At 43.5% G+C, this 18,968-nt stretch carries 17 protein-coding genes; 8 read left to right on the top strand and 9 right to left on the bottom strand.

Going from position 1 to position 18,968, the window contains the following annotated elements:
- The first annotated feature begins 111 nt into the window (after positions 1-111).
- From ACWPOD_RS05125 to ACWPOD_RS05115, 3 genes are all read left to right on the top strand, one after another.
- Positions 112-423 (top strand): hypothetical protein, encoded by a 312-nt coding sequence (locus ACWPOD_RS05125; protein ID WP_006742087.1) that lies wholly within the window; start codon positions 112-114, stop codon positions 421-423.
- A 697-nt stretch (positions 424-1,120) separates the two neighbouring features.
- Positions 1,121-2,278: an amino acid permease gene (locus ACWPOD_RS05120; protein ID WP_258687332.1), complete on the top strand. Its 1,158-nt coding sequence runs from the start codon at positions 1,121-1,123 to the stop codon at positions 2,276-2,278.
- A gap of 232 nt (positions 2,279-2,510) precedes the next feature.
- Positions 2,511-2,852, top strand: coding sequence for a hypothetical protein (locus tag ACWPOD_RS05115; protein WP_456231618.1), 342 nt, complete (start codon positions 2,511-2,513; stop codon positions 2,850-2,852).
- A 153-nt stretch (positions 2,853-3,005) separates the two neighbouring features.
- Here ACWPOD_RS05115 and ACWPOD_RS05110 read toward each other — a convergent pair whose 3' ends face one another.
- From ACWPOD_RS05110 to ACWPOD_RS05095, 4 genes are all read right to left on the bottom strand, one after another.
- Positions 3,006-4,877, bottom strand: coding sequence for a methyl-accepting chemotaxis protein (locus ACWPOD_RS05110; protein ID WP_046873719.1), 1,872 nt, complete (start codon positions 4,875-4,877; stop codon positions 3,006-3,008).
- A 447-nt stretch (positions 4,878-5,324) separates the two neighbouring features.
- Positions 5,325-6,689: a YjiH family protein gene (locus ACWPOD_RS05105; RefSeq protein ID WP_258622956.1), complete on the bottom strand. Its 1,365-nt coding sequence runs from the start codon at positions 6,687-6,689 to the stop codon at positions 5,325-5,327.
- 455 nt (positions 6,690-7,144) lie between these two features.
- Positions 7,145-7,816 (bottom strand): YoaK family protein, encoded by a 672-nt coding sequence (locus tag ACWPOD_RS05100; protein ID WP_005391213.1) that lies wholly within the window; start codon positions 7,814-7,816, stop codon positions 7,145-7,147.
- A 152-nt stretch (positions 7,817-7,968) separates the two neighbouring features.
- Positions 7,969-8,370, bottom strand: a complete 402-nt coding sequence (locus ACWPOD_RS05095) for a GFA family protein (RefSeq protein ID WP_080955925.1) — start codon at positions 8,368-8,370, stop codon at positions 7,969-7,971.
- A gap of 203 nt (positions 8,371-8,573) precedes the next feature.
- Between ACWPOD_RS05095 and ACWPOD_RS05090 the strand changes: the two genes are divergently transcribed.
- Both ACWPOD_RS05090 and ACWPOD_RS05085 read left to right on the top strand, forming a co-directional pair.
- Positions 8,574-9,203: a hypothetical protein gene (locus tag ACWPOD_RS05090; protein ID WP_167427647.1), complete on the top strand. Its 630-nt coding sequence runs from the start codon at positions 8,574-8,576 to the stop codon at positions 9,201-9,203.
- A gap of 124 nt (positions 9,204-9,327) precedes the next feature.
- On the top strand, positions 9,328-10,611 hold the full coding sequence (locus tag ACWPOD_RS05085; RefSeq protein ID WP_074189911.1) for a peptidoglycan DD-metalloendopeptidase family protein: 1,284 nt from the start codon (positions 9,328-9,330) through the stop codon (positions 10,609-10,611).
- A 107-nt stretch (positions 10,612-10,718) separates the two neighbouring features.
- Here ACWPOD_RS05085 and ACWPOD_RS05080 read toward each other — a convergent pair whose 3' ends face one another.
- The gene (locus ACWPOD_RS05080; protein ID WP_006742077.1) at positions 10,719-12,539 is read right to left on the bottom strand and encodes a putative bifunctional diguanylate cyclase/phosphodiesterase; all 1,821 of its coding nucleotides are present in this window, start codon (positions 12,537-12,539) and stop codon (positions 10,719-10,721) included.
- 183 nt (positions 12,540-12,722) lie between these two features.
- Positions 12,723-13,610: a LysR family transcriptional regulator gene (locus ACWPOD_RS05075; RefSeq protein WP_005391202.1), complete on the bottom strand. Its 888-nt coding sequence runs from the start codon at positions 13,608-13,610 to the stop codon at positions 12,723-12,725.
- A 105-nt stretch (positions 13,611-13,715) separates the two neighbouring features.
- Here ACWPOD_RS05075 and ACWPOD_RS05070 point away from each other — a divergent pair, with 105 nt between their 5' ends.
- The 3 genes from ACWPOD_RS05070 to ACWPOD_RS05060 all read left to right on the top strand — a co-directional run bounded on the left by ACWPOD_RS05070 (position 13,716) and on the right by ACWPOD_RS05060 (position 15,703).
- The gene (locus ACWPOD_RS05070; RefSeq protein ID WP_167427646.1) at positions 13,716-14,909 is read left to right on the top strand and encodes a multidrug effflux MFS transporter; all 1,194 of its coding nucleotides are present in this window, start codon (positions 13,716-13,718) and stop codon (positions 14,907-14,909) included.
- Positions 14,910-15,087: 178 nt separating this feature from the next.
- Positions 15,088-15,435 carry a hypothetical protein gene (locus ACWPOD_RS05065; protein ID WP_005391198.1) on the top strand — a complete coding sequence of 116 codons (348 nt, stop codon included), beginning with the start codon at positions 15,088-15,090 and terminating at the stop codon, positions 15,433-15,435.
- 133 nt (positions 15,436-15,568) lie between these two features.
- Positions 15,569-15,703, top strand: coding sequence for a hypothetical protein (locus ACWPOD_RS05060; protein WP_005391196.1), 135 nt, complete (start codon positions 15,569-15,571; stop codon positions 15,701-15,703).
- Between the two features lie 126 nt (positions 15,704-15,829).
- On the opposite strand, the gene ACWPOD_RS05055 is transcribed toward ACWPOD_RS05060, so the two are convergent.
- From ACWPOD_RS05055 to ACWPOD_RS05045, 3 genes are all read right to left on the bottom strand, one after another.
- Complete coding sequence (locus tag ACWPOD_RS05055; RefSeq protein ID WP_456231617.1) at positions 15,830-16,444, bottom strand: glutaredoxin domain-containing protein; 615 nt, start codon at positions 16,442-16,444, stop codon at positions 15,830-15,832.
- Positions 16,445-16,488: 44 nt separating this feature from the next.
- Positions 16,489-17,346: a DMT family transporter gene (locus ACWPOD_RS05050; protein WP_167427645.1), complete on the bottom strand. Its 858-nt coding sequence runs from the start codon at positions 17,344-17,346 to the stop codon at positions 16,489-16,491.
- Positions 17,347-17,811: 465 nt separating this feature from the next.
- Entirely contained in the window at positions 17,812-18,783 is a 972-nt protein-coding gene (locus ACWPOD_RS05045) for a porin (RefSeq protein ID WP_048625262.1), read from the bottom strand.
- Positions 18,784-18,968: the final 185 nt, after the last annotated feature.

The following is an 18,968-nucleotide window of genomic DNA, read 5'->3' as shown; positions in this document are numbered from 1 at the left end:
AATAAAGCAAGAAGTGGACCAGTTTAACCATCTCATATTTACCTGTTTTGCAATCAGTATAAGAATAGCTATCTAATAAAAATGTACATATTTTAGTCAGTTATAAACTCAATGGAAAAGTATCAATCATACAAATCAATCGAGACAAAATCCTCAATTCGCAAAATGCAACGCATTTTAGATCAATTATTTAGCGAGCTTAATGAGCAGCATCGTGTCACTAAAGAAAATGTTGTCGCTTTGACTCGACAGTCTCAACAGAGGTTGATGAACTACAAAGAGCTTTATCTTCATAAAGAATCGATAGGTGAGGTAGAGTTGCAGATTGCGTATGAAAATATGAGTGTGACTGAGAAGCAGGTCGCGGATATGGGCGTTTCAGCATTAACTTATATCATCGGAGCGTTAGATAAAGCGTATTAATAGAATGGGCAAGCTAGCTTAGATTTAGACAGTTTGGATAACACCTAAAAGAAAGGATGCAAATGCTGGGGAACCACACCCAGCATTCGGACACTCATTTACCTATAGTTTCGAACCGTAAATCAGTGTTTAGAGGTATGTGAACCGAACAGTGTCGGTACGCAGCGAATAATAGCGATATTGTCCGATCTAGGCTACGCCCCTGGAATCTAACACCTTTACTTGAACTGTAAATTAATTTGTACACCCATCCAAAATTGAGCGGTTGAGCACGTTCTTACTCTCATTAGGCGATAAAAGACTGATTAGTGATGAAAATAACAACACATTTTAGGTGAATGAGGAGAGTTGTTAAAATATATCGCTATAAGATTGACCTTTTGCTTTTCAATCGTCCTGCTTATGCCTTACAATCTTTTCGAACCAAATCCATTCACAACGAATGGGGGTTGATGAATTAAGATGAACAATTTTGCTTCGAACCCAAAGTTGTGCGCATTTCATCAACGATGACATCGCCCAAAACGACTCTCAAGTGTTCATGTGCAATTGAATTAACCACCTTTTGCTGCATGTTTTCTTAGCCATATAGGGTTCTTGTAACCAAATTTTGGCTGAGTAGAGCGTTTTGTTGGGTGTGCTTTGGATGTAGCACAACTGGCGAGAAATAAACGGATTGAATTTAGAGGTATTAACCGTGAACCTAAAACTTGTCGGCAGTTCCTTGATCGTTGCAGGTACTGCTCTTGGCGCTGGTATGCTTGCTATACCAATGGTGCTTGCTCAATTTGGCCTCCTCTGGGGCACTCTTCTTATGTTATTTATCTGGGCTGGGACGACTTACGCTGCGCTGCTCCTTCTTGAGGCCAGTTGCAAAGTAGGCGGCGGCGCGAGCATGAATGCAATTGCTCGCGAAACGCTAGGTAAAGGTGGCCAGTTGGTAACCAACAGCTTGCTTTACGCCCTGTTAGTTTGTCTATTGATGGCTTATATCATTGGTGCGGGTGATCTCGTACAAAAAGTAACAGTCTCAATTGGGCTGCCAACATCTACGATCGCAAGCCAAGTCGGTTTTACTCTTTTAGTCGGTATCATTGTTTCGGCAGGTACAGGAGTTGTAGATAAGCTTAATCGCGGTTTGTTCCTAGGCATGATCGTGGCGTTGATCCTGACACTTTTTGCGCTTGCACCAAGCGTCTCGTTTGAGGGACTTGATGAAGTCGTGAGTGACGATAAGATGGCGCTAATTAAGACAAGCTCGGTGCTTTTCACCAGTTTCGGTTTTATGGTCGTGATCCCATCGCTTGTAACTTACAACAAAGAGGCGAGCAAAACACAACTGCGTAATATGATTATCGTGGGTTCAACTATTCCGCTTGTTTGTTACCTATTATGGTTGTTAGCAGTTGTCGGTAACCTACCACCTCATGAGCTTGTTCAATACTCCAATGTAACAGAGTTAATCTCGGTATTAGGTCAGCAATACGAAGGTTTGGAGTTTATCCTATCCATGTTCACTGGGTTAGCACTGCTAACGTCGTTCTTAGGTGTGGCAATGGCGCTATACGATCAAAATGCAGACTTACTGAAAGCAAGTAAGCCAGTGATTTTTGTTACTACTTTTGTGCTACCACTACTAGGTGCTGTGTTTGCGCCAGAACATTTCTTGGCTATTCTTAGCTACGCGGGGATTATTCTTGTGTTTCTCGCGGTCTTTGTCCCATTATCAATGACAATGAAAGTGCGTCGAGTGCCAGTAGAAGATGACAATATTTATGAAGCTGGTGGTGGCGTAATGGGAATGAGCATGATCTTCCTGTTCGGCTGTTTCTTGCTGTTTGCCCAAGCAGTATAAAATCACGCTAGCTGATTTAAAAACTGAGCCGCTCGTTGTATAACGGGCGGCTTTTTTGTATTCATAGCCGAATCCAGGCCACTCAAAGTCATCAGCATTTGTGATGTTTGACGTTTCTCTGATAATCACGATAAGCTTTGACCTTGTAGTAAAACTCCTTAGCGAAAGGCTGACATGTGCAGTGATTCACCTACCTATTATGTTGCTATTGATATTAATAAGAGGCTCTGTTGTGTCAAAGCAATTATCTTTTGCCATGGTTGGCGTTATATTGTCTTTAGGTGTGTTTAGTACAGAAGTGATGGCTGACCCGAAACATAGGCATGGTCATCGATATGATCACCATCATGAGTATCACCATCATCATAAACGCAAGCACAAGCATAAACATAAGTATAAACATCGTGACGTTATTTATGTGGAGTCTCGACGACCAAGACGCAGTTACTACTACCACGACCGAATTCCTCGTAATAGTACCTACATAAAGATTGGAGATTTCACCTATTTAAAAGTGGATGATCGTTATTATCGTCGCTCCAATGACCGCTATATCCATGTTGAATTCAACTAGAGTGGGAAAGGCAGCATAGCAAGCGTGATAACAGTTTTGAGTCGAGTGGCAACAACACTAAAAACTAGGCGTTCTAAGTCTAGATACCACTGCGATAGAGGTCTAAAAACAAAAACAGCGAGCATTGGCTCGCTGTTTTTGTTTAGGTGAAGACTAGACTGTAAATCGGTTTAATATTTGATCTTGTTTATGTACATCTTCTTGCTGTGCCTGCATAGCATCGTTAGTTCGATTTGCAGATTCGGCGACTTGAGTCGATAGGTCTTTAATATTCACCGTATTGTTGTTGATCTCCTCCGCAACTAAGCTTTGTTCTTCCGCCGCTGAGGCTATTTGTAAGTTCATATCAGAAATACGCTGAATCGCATCACGAATACGTTGTAGCGCGTTGTTTGCCAAGTCTGCTTTTTCTACGGCTTCTACAGCGCTACCCTTGCTTTGATGCATAGCATTTGCCACAGATGATGCGCCAGATTGCAGCTGCTCAATCATAGTACGAATTTCTGTTGTTGATTCTTGAGTTCGTTGCGCCAGTGTACGAACTTCATCAGCAACGACGGCGAAGCCTCGGCCAGATTCTCCCGCACGTGCAGCCTCGATTGCGGCATTCAGCGCGAGTAAGTTCGTTTGGTCCGCAATATCGTTGATGACTTTTAGAATCGTTTCGATGTTGGCGGTTGCAGATTCAAGCACTTGCACTTCTTCGACAGCAAGGTCAATGCTATCGGAAAGCATGTTGATCGTTTGTGTCGATTCACCGACCACAGAAGAGCCCTCAACCGTTGCTTGATCTGCTTCTTTGGCTGCACTCGCTGCGCCTTGCGCATTATTGGCAACTTCAGTCGCGGTAACAGACATCTCGTGCATCGCGGTGGCTAATTGTTCTAGCTCTTGTAGCTGAGTTTGAATAGCACCAGCCGAATCTTTTGCACCCTCAGCGGTGATTTGAGTGCCATTCAAAATTTGATCAGAAATACTCTTCGACTCAATAATTTGCTGTTGCAAGTTTTCCATGAACGTATTGAAGTTTGTAGCAAGCTCTGAGAATTCTTGGTCAGTATCAGTTTCAAGGCGCTGTGTAAGATCGCCTTTCCCTGACGCAACATCTTTAATCGCGTTGTTTAATGTGTCTAGCGGACGCATGAGTGTGCGAATGAGCAGAGTCAGTGCAATAACAGAAGCAATCACGGCAATGATTGAATAAATAATAGCGCTGTTGCGAAGCTCTCCTACGGCAGAGTAGGCGATAGCTTCATCAATAACTGAACCCACGTACCAGTTCTCGCCCGGGATGTGAGTCAAGTTAATCATATAACGATCGCCATCGATCTCAATGTGTTGCGTTGATTGTGTAAGATCAACTTGTGGTAGGTAGCTACCAACTTTTTCACCGTTGTATTTGCTTTGAGGGTGAGCAATGGTTGTTCCATCAGCGGTGACCAAAAATAAGTAACCAGCGTCAAACAGATTCACTTGGTTGACGAGGTCAGAAAGGGTAGTTAGCTCAAGGTCATAAAACATACCAGCTAAGAACTGGCCGTTTTCTTTTACTGGTGTGCCAACAGAGATGATGACGTTTTTTGAAGACGCATCGACGTATGGGTCTGTTACGACCAAATCGCCTTTGTTTTTAGCTGCGATGAACCAAGGACGTTGACGCGGATCGTAGTCTGGTCCTGCTTCCCAGCCGTCGTCATTTTCAATCACGAAGCCATTGCTTTCATAACCAAAGCCAATCGCAAGAAAGCTGGCTTTTGGTGTTGGTCGCTCAAGAATGTTCTGAACGTAGTTGTGTGAACTTGGATTAAGTTCGATAACTTCAGTAATAGAACGAGCGAGATCCTTTTTAGCATTCATTTCTGATTGCACGGTATTGCCAACACTGGTCAATATCTCGTTCACACTCGAGTCAATGTGCTCCTGCGTTTGGGAGCGGATCGTCATAACTTGTTGCGTCGACAGTAGTGACACGGTAATTAGCAGCAAAAATGACGAGGCTGTGACAACCTTATGTCTAAATTTCATGAGCTTTCCTCTGATTCTCCCGGTTGGCTTCACTATGCTTTCACCTCTTTTTGAACGGGCGAATTCGGCATCAAGAGAAACCTATTGTGTTTGGTTATCTTTTTTATCGACATCGTTGTCAAAAACATGAGTCTATTTGTTGTCTTTTTTAACCAAATTTAAACAAAACGGTAAGTTACGACAAAAACCGTGAGTTTGATCAGATTTGTGCGCTCTGTTAATGAAAACGTCATAATGAAAAGAATTGCGTAAAGCATAGTGATTCAGGTTGGCGTTATTGGTGAGATGAGAGCGACTTAACTGTCGTAAAAGGGGGCGTGATTGGAGCTGTTCGTTGTAAGTTATGAGCGTTTGTTAATTAAGTGATCTGAATAGAGCTGTAGATAGAGTTTTAGACATAAAAAAGGCCCCGACAATGCGGAGCCTTTGTTGATTGATGCTTTGATTTTAGAAAATCAGATGAGCAACACCAGCAATCACAGGTAATGTGATTAGCGTACGCAGAATGAAAATAACGAACAGTTCTACAATGTTTACTGGAATTTTGCTGCCTAGTAGTAGGGCGCCAACTTCTGACATGTAGATAAGCTGAGTTACTGACATTGCTGCAATAACAAAACGTGTCATTTCATTATCAATTGATGCCGCTAAAATTGCTGGAATAAACATATCCGCAAAGCCAACAACAATAGTCTGTGATGCGGCGACAGCTTCTGGAATTTGCAGTAGCTCTAGGTATGGAATGAATGGCTGACCTAGAATTTCAAATACAGGAGTGTACTCTGCAATCACTAATGCCACGGTACCCAGACCCATAACCACAGGCAGTACACCAAACACCATGTCGATTGCGTTATGTACGCCTTCTTTAAATACAGACTGAGCAGATGTTACCTGACCCGCGCGCTTAAGTGCTAGATCCATACCCCATGAGAATGTGGTGTGGCCTTCTGGTACGGCGTCAGCATCTTTATCTGGGTTGCTGCCATCAATGTAGCGATCTTTCTTCAGGCTTAGCGGCGGTAAGCGAGGAATGATAACCGCAGCGACAATACCTGCTAAACAGATTGCGCCGTAGAAAGGTAGGAACAGATGCTCTAACTGTACCTGAGCGATAACCACTAAGCTAAACGTGATCGATACTGCTGAGAACGTTGTCCCGACAACAGCGGCTTCACGCTGAGTATAGAACTTATTTTCGTACTGTTTGCTGGTTAGCAAGATACCAACACTGCCGTCGCCTAACCAAGACGCCATACAGTCAATTGCGCTACGGCCAGGCAGGTTGAATACCGGGCGCATTATTTTACTCAGTAACGCGCCAAACAGCTCAAGAAGACCAAAGTTCAGAAGAAGCGGAAGGAGTAGGCCCGCAAAAATGAACACCGCAAACAAAGTTGGTAGAAGACCGGTAAGAACAAGGCCTCCTGTATTTTCTTCCCAAATCGCTTTTGGACCCACTTGGAAGAATGTCATTAATACGGCTGCACCACCGATTAAGCGAACAATAAGCCAAAGTGGCGATGGATTGAAAAGACCGTTTAAAAATCCATTACGTAAAATCGCTGCAGGCTTGAAAATTTTGCAAAGAACAGAAGCGACTGCCATGAAAGCGATGATACTGGTGACGATAGCGATCAAGGTATCGCCTAATACTGCCGGGATGACTTTTGCCATAACCGCAACAGGGATAGTTAGGCCGCCATCGTATGAGATCGGAGCCATAAAGAGTAGAAGACCGATAAGGGAAGGGATGAAAAACATCCAAAAGTTGCCCTTAGGTGCTTCAGTAGCATTAGTGGTATTATGCATAGTTGTCTCGTGTTACTACTAGTCAATACTTGCCATTTCCATGACATAAATATTCACTAAACATCCGTATTTAATCACAGTTTTGCGGAGGGTACCCGCAAACTGCATCCATTGCAATACTATTCATTAAATACATCTAGTTATTCAGCCGATTTGTCGGGTAATTGGTCAAATAACGTATAAGTGTATACGAATATGTTGCTTGTGTTAGAAAATTGTAGCACGGAGCGAGGGCAGCGCAGAGAATTATGGGGCGCATTGTGACTGGAATAATAAAACGGTAAACAAATGTGACTTTGATCTAACTAACTTTTTGCCGGAAGCCCTGTTAGCCCTAGCTGTTATAAGGTTTTTTAGCTGCGTTACAACACGATAAAACGTTTATTATGATGTGCAGCGGTGAGAAAGTTGAGCTACAACCGATTGAAGCATTCGGCCTCAATCGGTTCGAGATTTTATGCTTTTTGTTGGCGACTAAGCACGTAAAGGTAACTCCAGTAGATCAGAGCCGTAGCGAAAGCCAATATTGCAGGGAAAACGAGCGTATATAATCCATACACCACGAATAGTGCGGCTCCTGCGACCCCGCCCAGCAAGAATCCGAAGAAAATGAATAGGAATAGCTTTGCTTTACGTCGATCAAATTGACGACCTCTTAAGCTTTCTCCAATCATAATCCCCAGATCGGTGATGATCCCAGTCATATGTGTGGTTCTGACTACTGCGCCGCTGAATGTAGTGATCATTGCGTTTTGTAATCCACATGCTGCTGACGCTAGATATTGGCCGTACAAATCCCCTTGCACCAAAAAGCCCAAACTGAGTAGGAGCAAGCTCCCTTCTATGCACAGTGCAACACCATATCTTCGCCCTAGTTTTAACGCACTGCTCTCAATAAAAAAGCCGCTAAAGGCAGCACCGATCAAAAAGCTAAATACGATGAAGAGCAGGTGAATGGAGCTATCCACACCTGTTAGCAAGCTGTTCCCTAGCTGAGTTACGGTTCCCGAAAGATGTGTTATCGCTTGATGTTGAAAGCCGAGAAGACCAACGGCATTGACGCAGCCCGCGAGAAGGGCAAGTAGAAACGCGCCATATTCCACCCAACGAGGAAGTCTGGAAATCACAATAAAACCCCACCAAATGTTAGGAGCCGATTATAACGCTCACACCGCGTTACGAAACCCCTTACAGTAAAACTCGGTTGATCATTCTCAAAAAAATCTCATTTATCGAGCTTTTGCTTTGACCATGATAACGACATAGAGGGGGATTTCCCCTACCTGATGTGTTCCATTGTACATTCGAAACTCACCCATCCATGTTTCCTCTGTTCATAGATTGAAACCGTTGGTTGGTGGAACTCTTTATCAGTAAAAAGACCGACGGGAATGATCATGATTTCAGGAAATGTAGAGACCAATAAGCGCATTGTCGTGCCGCAAGAAGGGCAAAACTCATACTGAACCTCGCTGCCATCATCCCCCATTCGGGTATAGCAGGTGACTTCACCGTTTAAGGTTACGTGCTCTTTATCAAAGCGAGCCTGTACCCCAAACACACTGCCTGTCCGCTTTTGGCATTCAAAACAATGGCAGACAGATGTACGGATGGGTTCTCCCTTACAACGGATCTCAACTAAACCGCAGGCGCATTCGCATGTATGAATGGTTGTTGTCATCGTGATTACCTATTCTTCCCAATACACCAATGAATTTGGAACACTGAGAGCAGTGTCAGTGGCCAGTTATGAAATCTGGGCTTGAAAATCATTTGGATACAGTCAGTTTAGTTTAATTTTGAAACCCTTGAAGGGATGAAATCATTTGGGTATACAATGCTATACTCGCTTTTTCATTTATACCTTTAAACAAGGAAGTCTTCATGGCTCACAAAAGAATCCTGCCGATACCACTTATTCTTCTTATTCCGATCGTATTATTGGTCGTGGTTGTGATCGCGGGTGTTTATCGCTTTAGTTTGTCTGATGAAGAGATCATGGCTAAGTTCCCTCAATCGGAAGCAGAAACCAATGTTATTGTGCAAGAGACGCTGGGAATTACTTCACGCAACCCATGGACGATTCAAGTACCAGAGCAGGGAGCGGTCACTTTTCTTGATGAGTGGGATAAAGAAAACGGCTATTTGATAGGCGATTATGATGCAGGTGCGACAAAAGGTCAGGTACTCGTTCCAACTGCGTTTATTAGTCAGCGTGAGATTGAGAGTGTTTCATGGATTGCTGCACCGATGATTGTAACGACACAAGGTAGCGGTTCGTTTAACTATGTTGGCTTGTTCAAGTTTGACCCCGTGCCGAGCCGAGTTGTCCTTTTAGACAGTATTTTTGTCGGTGACCGCGTTAAATTTACCCAAATTACATGGGAAAGTGATGCCATTATCACGCTTTCATATTTAGCGCATGGTGACGATCAAGCAATGGCAGATACGCCAAATCAATTAAATTCATCCACATTAAAGCGTGTAGGGAATAACTTACATATGCAACAGTGATGAATTTTTTTTGAGTTCTGTAAAAATTCAGTGTTTTCTGCGCTAGATCTCGAAATTTCATAGTGATTTCTTATACGGGAATGCATAAGCTATGAGCCTTGTTTGAAAGGAGATAGTAATTCCCGTGTCTACAAATGAAATTACAAGACGGTTGCCGAATCTGACAAGTCGTAGAGCGCTGCTGTTATACTCCTTGCCAGTTTTAGTTGCGATTGGTGTTTCTCACTCTCTCAAAGAGTCATCTTTAACCAAAACCATCGCATTGAACCTGCCTGAATCTCAGGTCGTTGAAAAAATTCTTGATGCGACAACTGCCGAAGTTGTCACTCCCCCGAACTTCGAATATCAAATCCAAGCAGGTGACAACCTAAGCACTATTTTTAGCCAGCTCGGTTTCGGTTACAGCTCGTTAATGAAAGTAATGGAAACGGATTTGAACTACCTTGCACTTGATACACTAAAGCCGGGCAATACGCTCCGTTTTTGGCGTGATGATGCGACAGGTGAGTTAGAGAAAATGGAACTGCAATTTTCTATTGCAGATAAAGTGGTCTACCAACTAAATAGTGATGGTAGCTATGACTTTACCGATATCTCGATTCCTGGCGTGTGGCGCCAAGAACCATTGGTTGGTGTTATTCAAGGCAGTTTCTCTTCTTCTGCAAGTCGACTAGGTCTAACGTCGGCAGAAGTGAGTCAAGTTGTGAGCTTACTCAAAGAACAGCTCAACTTTGGGCGTGATCTTCGTGCAGGTGATCGATTTGAAGTCGTTCGTCGTTCGCAAAGCATCAATGGTGTGCCAACGGGCAAGAACGAAATTGAGGCGATTAAGATCTACAATCGCGGACGTGAAATCACGGCTTACCTTCATACCGATGGTCAATTCTACAATGCTAAAGGCGAGAGCTTGCAACGCGCATTCCAGCGTTATCCTGTAAGTAGCCGTTGGCGTATCAGTTCTGGCTTCAATCCTAATCGTTTACATCCAGTAACGGGGCGTGTCGCACCGCACAACGGTACTGACTTTGCCGTGCCAACCGGTACACCAGTCGTTTCTACTGGTGACGGTACAGTAATCATGACTCGTAAACACCCTTATGCGGGTAACTACGTGGTTGTTGAGCACGGCAGCAAATACAAAACCCGTTACTTACACCTAAGTAAGATCCTGGTTAAGAAAGGGCAAAAGGTTTCTCGAGGCCAGCGTATCGGTCTTTCCGGTAAAACAGGTCGAGTGACAGGGCCACACCTTCACTATGAATTGATTGAATACGGCCGTCCAGTTAACGCTATGCGAGCAAACATCCCAATGGCGAGCTCTGTTCCTAAGAAAGAGATGGCAACCTTTGTCGCGAACAGAGATGAAATGGATAAGCTATTACGCGATAAAGAGAAAGCAGTGCTGTAACAAAGTACTTCGCTCAAAAAATAAAAAGAGACTAAGCATAGCTTGGTCTCTTTTACTTTGTGCATTAACTAGATTTACATTCCATGACCGTCGCTTGTTTAGAGCTCTTAGGCGCTCCGCACTTCACGTTCATTTATCAGGTGTACGATTTCATCAACACTGTGTGGGCGAGAGTAGAAATAGCCTTGAATGTAGTGGCAGCCCATTTCAATTAATTTTTGTAATGCTCTATCGTCTTCTACGCCTTCGGCAATCAAATCCACATCAAGCAGTTCTGCTAATTGTGCTATCAAAAACACCACTTGTTCAGAGGTTGTATTTGAGAGCATGTTTTGAACGAAGGTTGCATCGATTTTAATGCTATCAATCGGATAATTGTGTATATAGTTCAAGCTTGAGTAGCCAGTACCAAAATCATCCAACGCGACCTTAAAACCTAAGTACCGCAATGAGTTAAGTACCATCTGTTCACGGCCACTTTGCGAGAGTAAAACGGTCTCGGTGAGCTCTATAACAAAGTCTTTTGCTTCATGCTGATACTTTTCAACCATGTTAGTTAGGTGGTTAATATAGCGGTTAGAGTCGACCAGCTCATACGCAGAGCAATTGATAGAGAGTTTAACTTTGTATCCTAAGTTGGCCTCTAGCTCTTGTTTTGCGATACATGCGAGCTCAATAATACGTTCACCCAACTCGATAATCAGGCCTGATTGTTCGGCAGCTTCAATGAATTCCGCAGGGGAGATGTTTCCGTAAACATTGCTGTTCCAGCGGGCTAGGATTTCAAAGTAATTCCAGCGATCGCTTGTGATATCTACGATTGGCTGAACAACGACATACAACTCTTCGCTATCATGTATGTCAGCGCTAAGTTGAATGCGCATAGCTTCAATAAGCTGCGTTCTACGGTGATAAAGGGCGCTAAGGTGTGTGTCGTAATGCTGAATTCGTGTATCGCGATGTTTTTTACAGTCTTTGAGAGCGAGACTGGCATTCAAAATTAGCTCATCGCTGTTCAACATATGTACTGGTGCGCGCGCGATACCAATACTAACAGTGAAAGAAATTCGGTTAGATTTGTCGCTGTAGCCGCTTTCAATTTTGTCGAGTACTTCCTGACACACGGCGACAGGATCTTCGTCGTAAGTAATGAAGGCGAATTCATCTCCTGCTACACGAAAAGCGTTGTTTGGCGATGACAAGCTTTGTTGAATGGCGTTCGCCGTAAACTTAATGATTTGGTCGCCGATGTAGTTTCCGTTGATATCATTGATCGATTTAAAGTTATCGATGTCTAGGTAAGCCAAACTGAATGGACGAGTGGCCTGTTGCGTCAATGTCTCCAAGGTATCAGCTAAACAGCTACGGTTGAGCAGTCCAGTTAGGTTATCATGCGATACTTCATAGCTAAGCTGATTAAGAAGCTTATCTGAACGTTCACTGACCCACTTTTCACGTAAGCTGTGAATAATGACATTGGCATAAAAGCGGTGGAAGTCGAGGATATCTTGCGCTTCCTTAGCGTGGATGCTTCGGGTAAACGTAGACAATAAAATTCCCAGAACCTCGCCATTTTGTGTCTTCAATGGCAGGCCAATGTAAGCCTGAATGCCATCCTCTTGAAACATCTGATCTTCAGGAAAGCGTTTGTAAACTTGGTCCTGATAGAAAATATGTTCGCCAATGTCTTTTGCCACTTTTTCACAGGGGGTGCCTGAAAGGTGGTAGCTTAGATTGTCTGTAATTTTTCCATTGCTAGCGAAGGAGATGGTATGAGCCGAATGCTGAAGATGCGCAACTTCTACAACGCAAGTGCAATGGCTCTGCAATTGTTGATGAATATCTAACGTGACTCGGTTTAGCTGAGCCGTGCCGTTTAGCTTCAATATTTCATCAATTTTGTGGAAACTGATTTGTACCTGACCCATTGAGCATTTCACCTAGCGTTGTGATTACCATATCGTGTGAGACACGAAGAATTATTATTTGATATGCATCAAATAAACTATCGGTTACTAAGGCGAATTTTTCAAATTTTGTGAACGAACAAATCATTATTTTCATGTTTTTATGCTTGAACCTTTTAAAGGTATAGCGATAAAAACGCTAAGCTAGGCGCGCTTCTCCTCTTCTAATCGCGATTTGAGATAATCGAGGAACAGCTTAGTTCGGGTATGCTGATAATCCAGCTTTGGATAGTAGGCATATACAGTGGCTTTATCCGCTGTGATATCGGGCAAGATAGGCACTAAAGCTCCGGATTTGAGATCATCTTTGATCATGACGTTATTCGTCATCAGAATACCCATGCCTCTTTTGGCACCATGAAACAGCGCTTCTGGGTTGGTCGTGGCAAAGTTACCGGACAAGCTGATACGTTTGCCTCGATTGGTTTTGATTTCTCGTGAGGGCTTTTCACCCCAAATCAGGACATTATGCTCTGTCAGATCCTCAACGCATTGTGGGGTGCCATATTTTTTTAGGTAACTAGGCGCGGCGTAAAACTGGGCTTTATGTTCGAAAAGTGCGGTGGCTTTGAAACTTAGCGAATTAAGTTGCTCTAATTCCCGGCTAATAAACAGGTCTAAGCTTAGCTCTGGCAATTGGCCCGGTAGCGTTGTCGTTAATTGAAGCGTAATGTCTGGATATTTCTCAAGAAAATCATCTAGGTAATGCACCAAAAACTTAGAACCAACCGCCAGTGTCGCGCCAATTTTCAATAACCCCGCTGGTGATTGATTGACTGAGCGAGTTTCATCTAATACTGATTGCCATGAATCCAACTGATTTTTTGCTCGTTGATAAAACAGCGCACCAGCTTCGGTTTGGCTAATAGAGCGGGTCGTGCGTTTAAGTAGCTGAACGCCAATTTTATCTTCTAGCCATTGAACTCGTTTACTGATAGCTGAGCTGGTGGTATTGAGTTTCCGCGCTGCAGCATTAAAGCTACCTTCTTCGACCACACGAATATAACTCTTCACGCTTTGAATCCAGTCCATTGTGTCTCCTTGGGAATTAATTCCTTTCCAACTTAGCTGATTATCATCTTTGAGTATCAAATATACACTGTTTGCCATCAATCTGTCACAAAGTAGGAGGAACGTTTGCGTAAAACACCATTGTTATTAGCGATGATGATCATTGCCACAGGCCAAGTTGGCGTTAGTATTTATCTTCCTTCTTTACCATTGATTGGTCATGACTTGAATTTGCCGCAACATTCGATTCAGAATCTCGTCACACTATTTCTCGTTGGTTTCGGTATCTCTCAGCTTTTTTATGGCCCATTGTCTGATGCGATTGGTCGTCGACCAGTATTTATTCTGGGCCAAAGTGTGTACCTAGTTGGTACGGTTATTTGTATCGCCTTTTCGGACAACATTATTGCTCTTGAAGCGGGGCGGTTACTTCAAGGTTTGGGAGCGGGCAGTGCCTCGGTGCTTGGTCGCTCCGTATTGCGTGACAGTTATGACGGTATGCAATTAACCAAAGCGCTATCTTATATTTCAGTCACGGCATCTGTGATGCCAATTATTGCTCCGCTGTTTGGTGGTTGGATTGCTTTTCACCTGAGCTGGCATGCTGTCTTTGTGTTTGTGCTGATTTACTTAATGGCAATTTTTACGCTTGGTTTATTGGTGCTGCCAGAAACGCTGCCTTACCCGAAGCGAAAATTTAAAGTAGGCCAGGTGAGTGCAAATTATTTGCGCCTGTTAACGAATACTCAAGTGATTGGTAGTGCGAGCTACAACTGGCTTAGTTATTTGTCGGCTCTGGTAACGCTTTCCTTGTATCCATTTTTAATGCAACAAGAGTTAGGCTTAACGGCGGCAGATTACGGTTCTTTGATGATCATACCGTCAGTTGGTTTGCTGACGGGCAGCTTGGTGCTTAATTTGATCAACGCTCGTTACAAAGCTCAGCAAATCTTGCTGATGAGTTTCGCGATTGTTGCTATTGCTGGCTTCATATTGTTGGTTACACCCTTCAGTGTATTTTCATTACTAGTGGCATTTACGTGTTTAAGTTTTGCCCAAGGCATGTCGTTTCCGGTATCAATTAGTTTGTTGCTGTCGCCACATAAGCAACAGGCCGGAGCGGTTTCTGCGCTATCTGGATCAATTCAAATGTGTTTAGCCGGGTTGTTTGGCGGATACTTGGTAGATTCTTGCGTCACGAATCAAAGCCAACTCGGGGTGTTTTATTTGTTTATTGCGTTACTTTCTTGTTGTGTGCTTGCATTGAGTCAATTTCGTAAAGTACCCAAAGGGACGATTCAAGCAGAAACTTCCACCTGAATATACTTGCAACGAAAGAGGCAGCTTTCTAAAATGCGCTGCTAAATTAAGTCAGGATCATTGTGTATATTGAATGACTCAGTTTGAGAGGAAGAGGGCAATGCCTGATGCTCCTCTCAAGCTTGGGGATACATTTCTGCCCAAATGACTATCCGATCTCTAATCGTTAGGTGAAAGAATGCAACAAAACGAATTTGAAACACTGGTAAAAGAAATTACTCAGCAAGAAAGCATGCCAAAGGCACTCGAAGTCTTGAAGGCGTGTGAGGAAGAAGAAGTTGCACAAGCGGCACAATCCCTAACGGGTCAGTTTGGTCTTGCAGAAGTTGATGGCGAGAAACGTATTTACCATATTACCACTCAAGAAGACGAGTCCGGGGAAGAGCAAGAATACGTGGAGCACGTCATGAATGAAGGCGATCACTTGATCAAATTTGCTGCGTGGTTCTTTGAAACATTCTTTGAAATCAAACAGAAAGATACGTACGTCGCAGCGGGTAAAACATACCAGCAACCTAAGCGATAGGCGCCCGTTTCGAAAAAGTAATCAGAACTAACCTGAAAGTTAATTACAAAATAAATGTGACGCCAGTCTTGTTTTTATCTAATTGTGGTGTAAAATTACAACATAGTTAAGTCAATACATTCAGGAGAAGGTCATGGGTAACGAACTTGGTGGTGCTTATATTGGCCAGATGATTGCAAAAGACGCGATGCACAAAGCGCTTTACGGTAAAGCGAAGAAGAAAAAAGCTTCTGTTTTTGCTCGTGTTATGAAAAAACTGGCGAAATAATTTAAAAAGCCTTGATTGAAGAATCAGGGCTTTTTGCTTTTATCTGTCTTGTTTTTAGTGGCAGCCTACATATTGAACAACATTGGTAAACCACTACTCAAAGACGGATGGCATTTGAATCAAACGCTAAGCGGATTGGCTTGGTATCTCCACGACATTATTAGGCACTTTATCTAGCCCCTTTGCTGCTAACCACTTTTCTAAATCGTCAGCGCCTCCAACATACTTTCCATCCAACCAGATCTGCGGCACTGTTACCGGCGTTTTTTCTCCAATGATGGCTTTTACTTCGGGGATCATGCGATACAAAGCGGCGCTGTCTTTAACCACGTCATGATACTCGTGTTGAACACCAGCATCGTCAAGTAGTTGTTTCGCTTTGACACAGTAAGGGCAGGTGGCTTTACCATAAACAATGTTGCCTTTTAGCTCATCGCGTTTGACCCATTCAGCGATAACTGATTGCACAAGCACGCCCCGGTTTAGCGCTTCTCCTTGGCTGACCACTTTTCCTTCGACAATAAGAATCGGTGCATGCCAGGCCCCTGCTTTTAATGGTTCCCACCAATGTGATAACCAATCTTTTACTTCCAGTTCAACGGGGACATCAGCGAGTTCGTTTTTAAAAGTATCCGTCAAAATATCTTTAGTTAACGTACATTCACCACAAGGAATATTGACTTTGAATGGACCCCAACTACCAGCCCAGCGGTACAGTGTAATTTTGATTGGTTGACTCATATGGTGTTCCTCATTTCCTTTCCTGAAAATATAGAACCTTGAAATTAGACTTTTCTTTCAACTAGCTTTGTCTTTTTCGATTCCCAGTGCGTAATAAACGCAATGGAGGCAATAATAATCGCGGCGCCTAGCCATAAACGACCAGGTGGTACCCAGCCAAACACCAACCAGCCAGCAACGACATTCAAAGGCAGTTTTGCGTGATCAAATGGTTGCACAAACGAGGCGTCTGCAATTGCGTACGCTTTAACGATAGCCCATTGAGCGAGTGCAGTAAGCGCGCCTGCGGCTAAAAGTACGCCCCATATCGTCCAGGTATTTGGCATAGTAAATGTCGGTATTGCCAATAAGATATTAAACGGCGTTATCAGCAGTAATAAATAGACAACCATGGTTGAGGGCGGATCGTTGACCGACATTTTCTTTACCATCAGAGAATACGCTGCCCAGAAAAATGCGGCGCCAACAGGAAGCAGGGTCGCCCATGTAAATGAATCTGCCCACGGCTCAAGAATGATCATAGCACCAACGAACCCTGTTAATGTCGCTAACCAGCGTGCAGTACCTACTTTCTCTTTGAGTAACAAGCCAGATCCAACCGTTGCAAATAATGGAGAGGTCATCAGCAGCGCAATGCCTTGCCAAATCGGAACTGGATAAGCGAGTGCCCAAAGCCAAAGCTGAATCCCGATAACAGAGAGAAAAATACGGAAGGTATGCCAACCAAAGTGTTGGGTTCTTAGTGAGCGTCTAATTCCAAGTGTACGCAGATAGGGCAGAATGACAAATAAGGCAATAGCGTATTGGAATAATGCGAATGTGGTGGAAGAGACACCAAAGTTGATGCTAGCAATTTGGGCGAAGCTGTTCACTATGGCGAATGCCAAGCCAGCTGTTAGCATCCAGGACGCACCTTGAACAGGATGATGATTCAATTGAAAAATTCCAGTTTGATAGAGGTGGCGGGATCATACGTCCTATTGTTTTTCGCGCCAATAAAAAAATGCCTCCCAGAGGGAGGCGACATTACCAATTCAAAGGACGTGCCTGTTATAACAGGTACAAAGAACGAGAAGCACAAACGCTGCCATGCATTTGCATAATTGGTATTGCAGAACGCGTGCCAGTTTTTATCTATTTGATTTTAATTGTCTTTTTTATTTTAGTTCGGTTGGCTATTAGGAGAAATGCACTAACTTAGTGACAAATCGCATTAAAAGAGGGCAGAGGCAGGAGTCACTACGCTCGTTTTTCATTGCAGAGCGACGTTTGGATAGTGTGAAAACTTATTGAGTTATGTTGGGTTACACAAAAAATGGCCAGCAAGCATGCTGGCCAAGTGGACTCGCTCTTAGGACAAGAGTGAATTAGAAATCGTAACGTACGCCTAGGCGCAGTGTATCTTCGCCTTCTGTTACTAGACCTGTTGTTGCATCTTTTGCTTCATCAAGTTGGTTGATGTAGTAAGACAGGTAAGTACGGAAGTTGCTGTTTAGTTTGTAGTAACCAACAAGCTCGATACCTTCAACGGTGTCGTACTTTGAACCGTTGTCTGGATCATTCTCTTGAGCTGTGTATAGCGCAGCAAGTGTCACTTTGCTCGCTACTTTGTAGCTTGCGACTAGCTCGTAAGCCGTAAAGTCTTCAGCGTCAGTCAATGAACCTTGAGAGTAAGTACCTGCTAGGTAAAGGTTATCCATCGAGTAAGCGATACCACCTAGAATTTGATCTTCAGAGTTGTCTTTATCTACGTCGCCACCAGAATATGCAAGACCGAGGTCTAGGCCCATTGGCAGTGAGTACATTCCAGAGATGCCGTATTTATCTTCGTTATCACTAGAGTTTGCTTGGTAGGTTGCTTGCAGTTGTAGCGCATCAAACGCACCACGGTATGCGAAAACGCTGTCTTGCTTATCAGAAGAGGAATCGATAACTTGCTGAACACCAGAGAACTCAGTGATATCCGTCATGTCAGAGATGATGACTGCAGCCATGTCTTGACGACCTACAGAGAAAGCACCGATATCAGAGTCGACACCCGCATACATGTAGCGGTTTTTGAATTCACTCTTGCCCGTTTTTTGTTCGGCTTCGTAAACACCGAATGCAGAAAGGCCATTGCCGATGTCCGTTTTACCTTTTAGATTAAGACGAGCGCGGCTTTTATCTTCCATTGAGCCTTCAACTTCAGCACCACCTGAACCGATGAAGTCACCACGGAACTCAACGCGGCCGCCAACTTTTAATTCAGTACCGTCGTTTTTGTATACTGTTGCTGCGAATGATGGTGCTGATACCAATGCTGTAAGAATTGCAGTAGTTAGTGCTGCCTTTTTCATTTTCTTATTACCCTAGTTGTAATCGATGGGCTTTCTTGCCCGATGTGTTGATGACGCTAAGGTAAACGCTGAAAATGAAAGATAGATTTCTGTTAAGTTATGATTTGATTGCACTTTTATTGCTGGCGAGAATAAGTGCCCCTTCTTATATCTCTTATAAAAAGAAAGGTTTTATCTTTTTTGAG

The sequence above is a fragment of the Vibrio sp. JZG120 genome, from assembly GCF_053890955.1.
Note: the sequence above shows the minus strand (reverse complement) of the source record. Positions and strands in the feature narration are given on the sequence as shown.

Coding starts and splice junctions, on each gene's coding strand:
- ACWPOD_RS05125 (WP_006742087.1), top strand. CDS start 112: ATGGAAAAGTATCAATCATACAAATCAATCGAGACAAAATCCTCAATT.
- ACWPOD_RS05110 (WP_046873719.1), bottom strand. CDS start 4,877: ATGAAATTTAGACATAAGGTTGTCACAGCCTCGTCATTTTTGCTGCTA.
- ACWPOD_RS05105 (WP_258622956.1), bottom strand. CDS start 6,689: ATGCATAATACCACTAATGCTACTGAAGCACCTAAGGGCAACTTTTGG.
- ACWPOD_RS05095 (WP_080955925.1), bottom strand. CDS start 8,370: ATGACAACAACCATTCATACATGCGAATGCGCCTGCGGTTTAGTTGAG.
- ACWPOD_RS05090 (WP_167427647.1), top strand. CDS start 8,574: ATGGCTCACAAAAGAATCCTGCCGATACCACTTATTCTTCTTATTCCG.
- ACWPOD_RS05080 (WP_006742077.1), bottom strand. CDS start 12,539: ATGGGTCAGGTACAAATCAGTTTCCACAAAATTGATGAAATATTGAAG.
- ACWPOD_RS05075 (WP_005391202.1), bottom strand. CDS start 13,610: ATGGACTGGATTCAAAGCGTGAAGAGTTATATTCGTGTGGTCGAAGAA.
- ACWPOD_RS05065 (WP_005391198.1), top strand. CDS start 15,088: ATGCAACAAAACGAATTTGAAACACTGGTAAAAGAAATTACTCAGCAA.
- ACWPOD_RS05060 (WP_005391196.1), top strand. CDS start 15,569: ATGGGTAACGAACTTGGTGGTGCTTATATTGGCCAGATGATTGCAAAA.
- ACWPOD_RS05055 (WP_456231617.1), bottom strand. CDS start 16,444: ATGAGTCAACCAATCAAAATTACACTGTACCGCTGGGCTGGTAGTTGG.
- ACWPOD_RS05050 (WP_167427645.1), bottom strand. CDS start 17,346: ATGCTAACAGCTGGCTTGGCATTCGCCATAGTGAACAGCTTCGCCCAA.
- ACWPOD_RS05045 (WP_048625262.1), bottom strand. CDS start 18,783: ATGAAAAAGGCAGCACTAACTACTGCAATTCTTACAGCATTGGTATCA.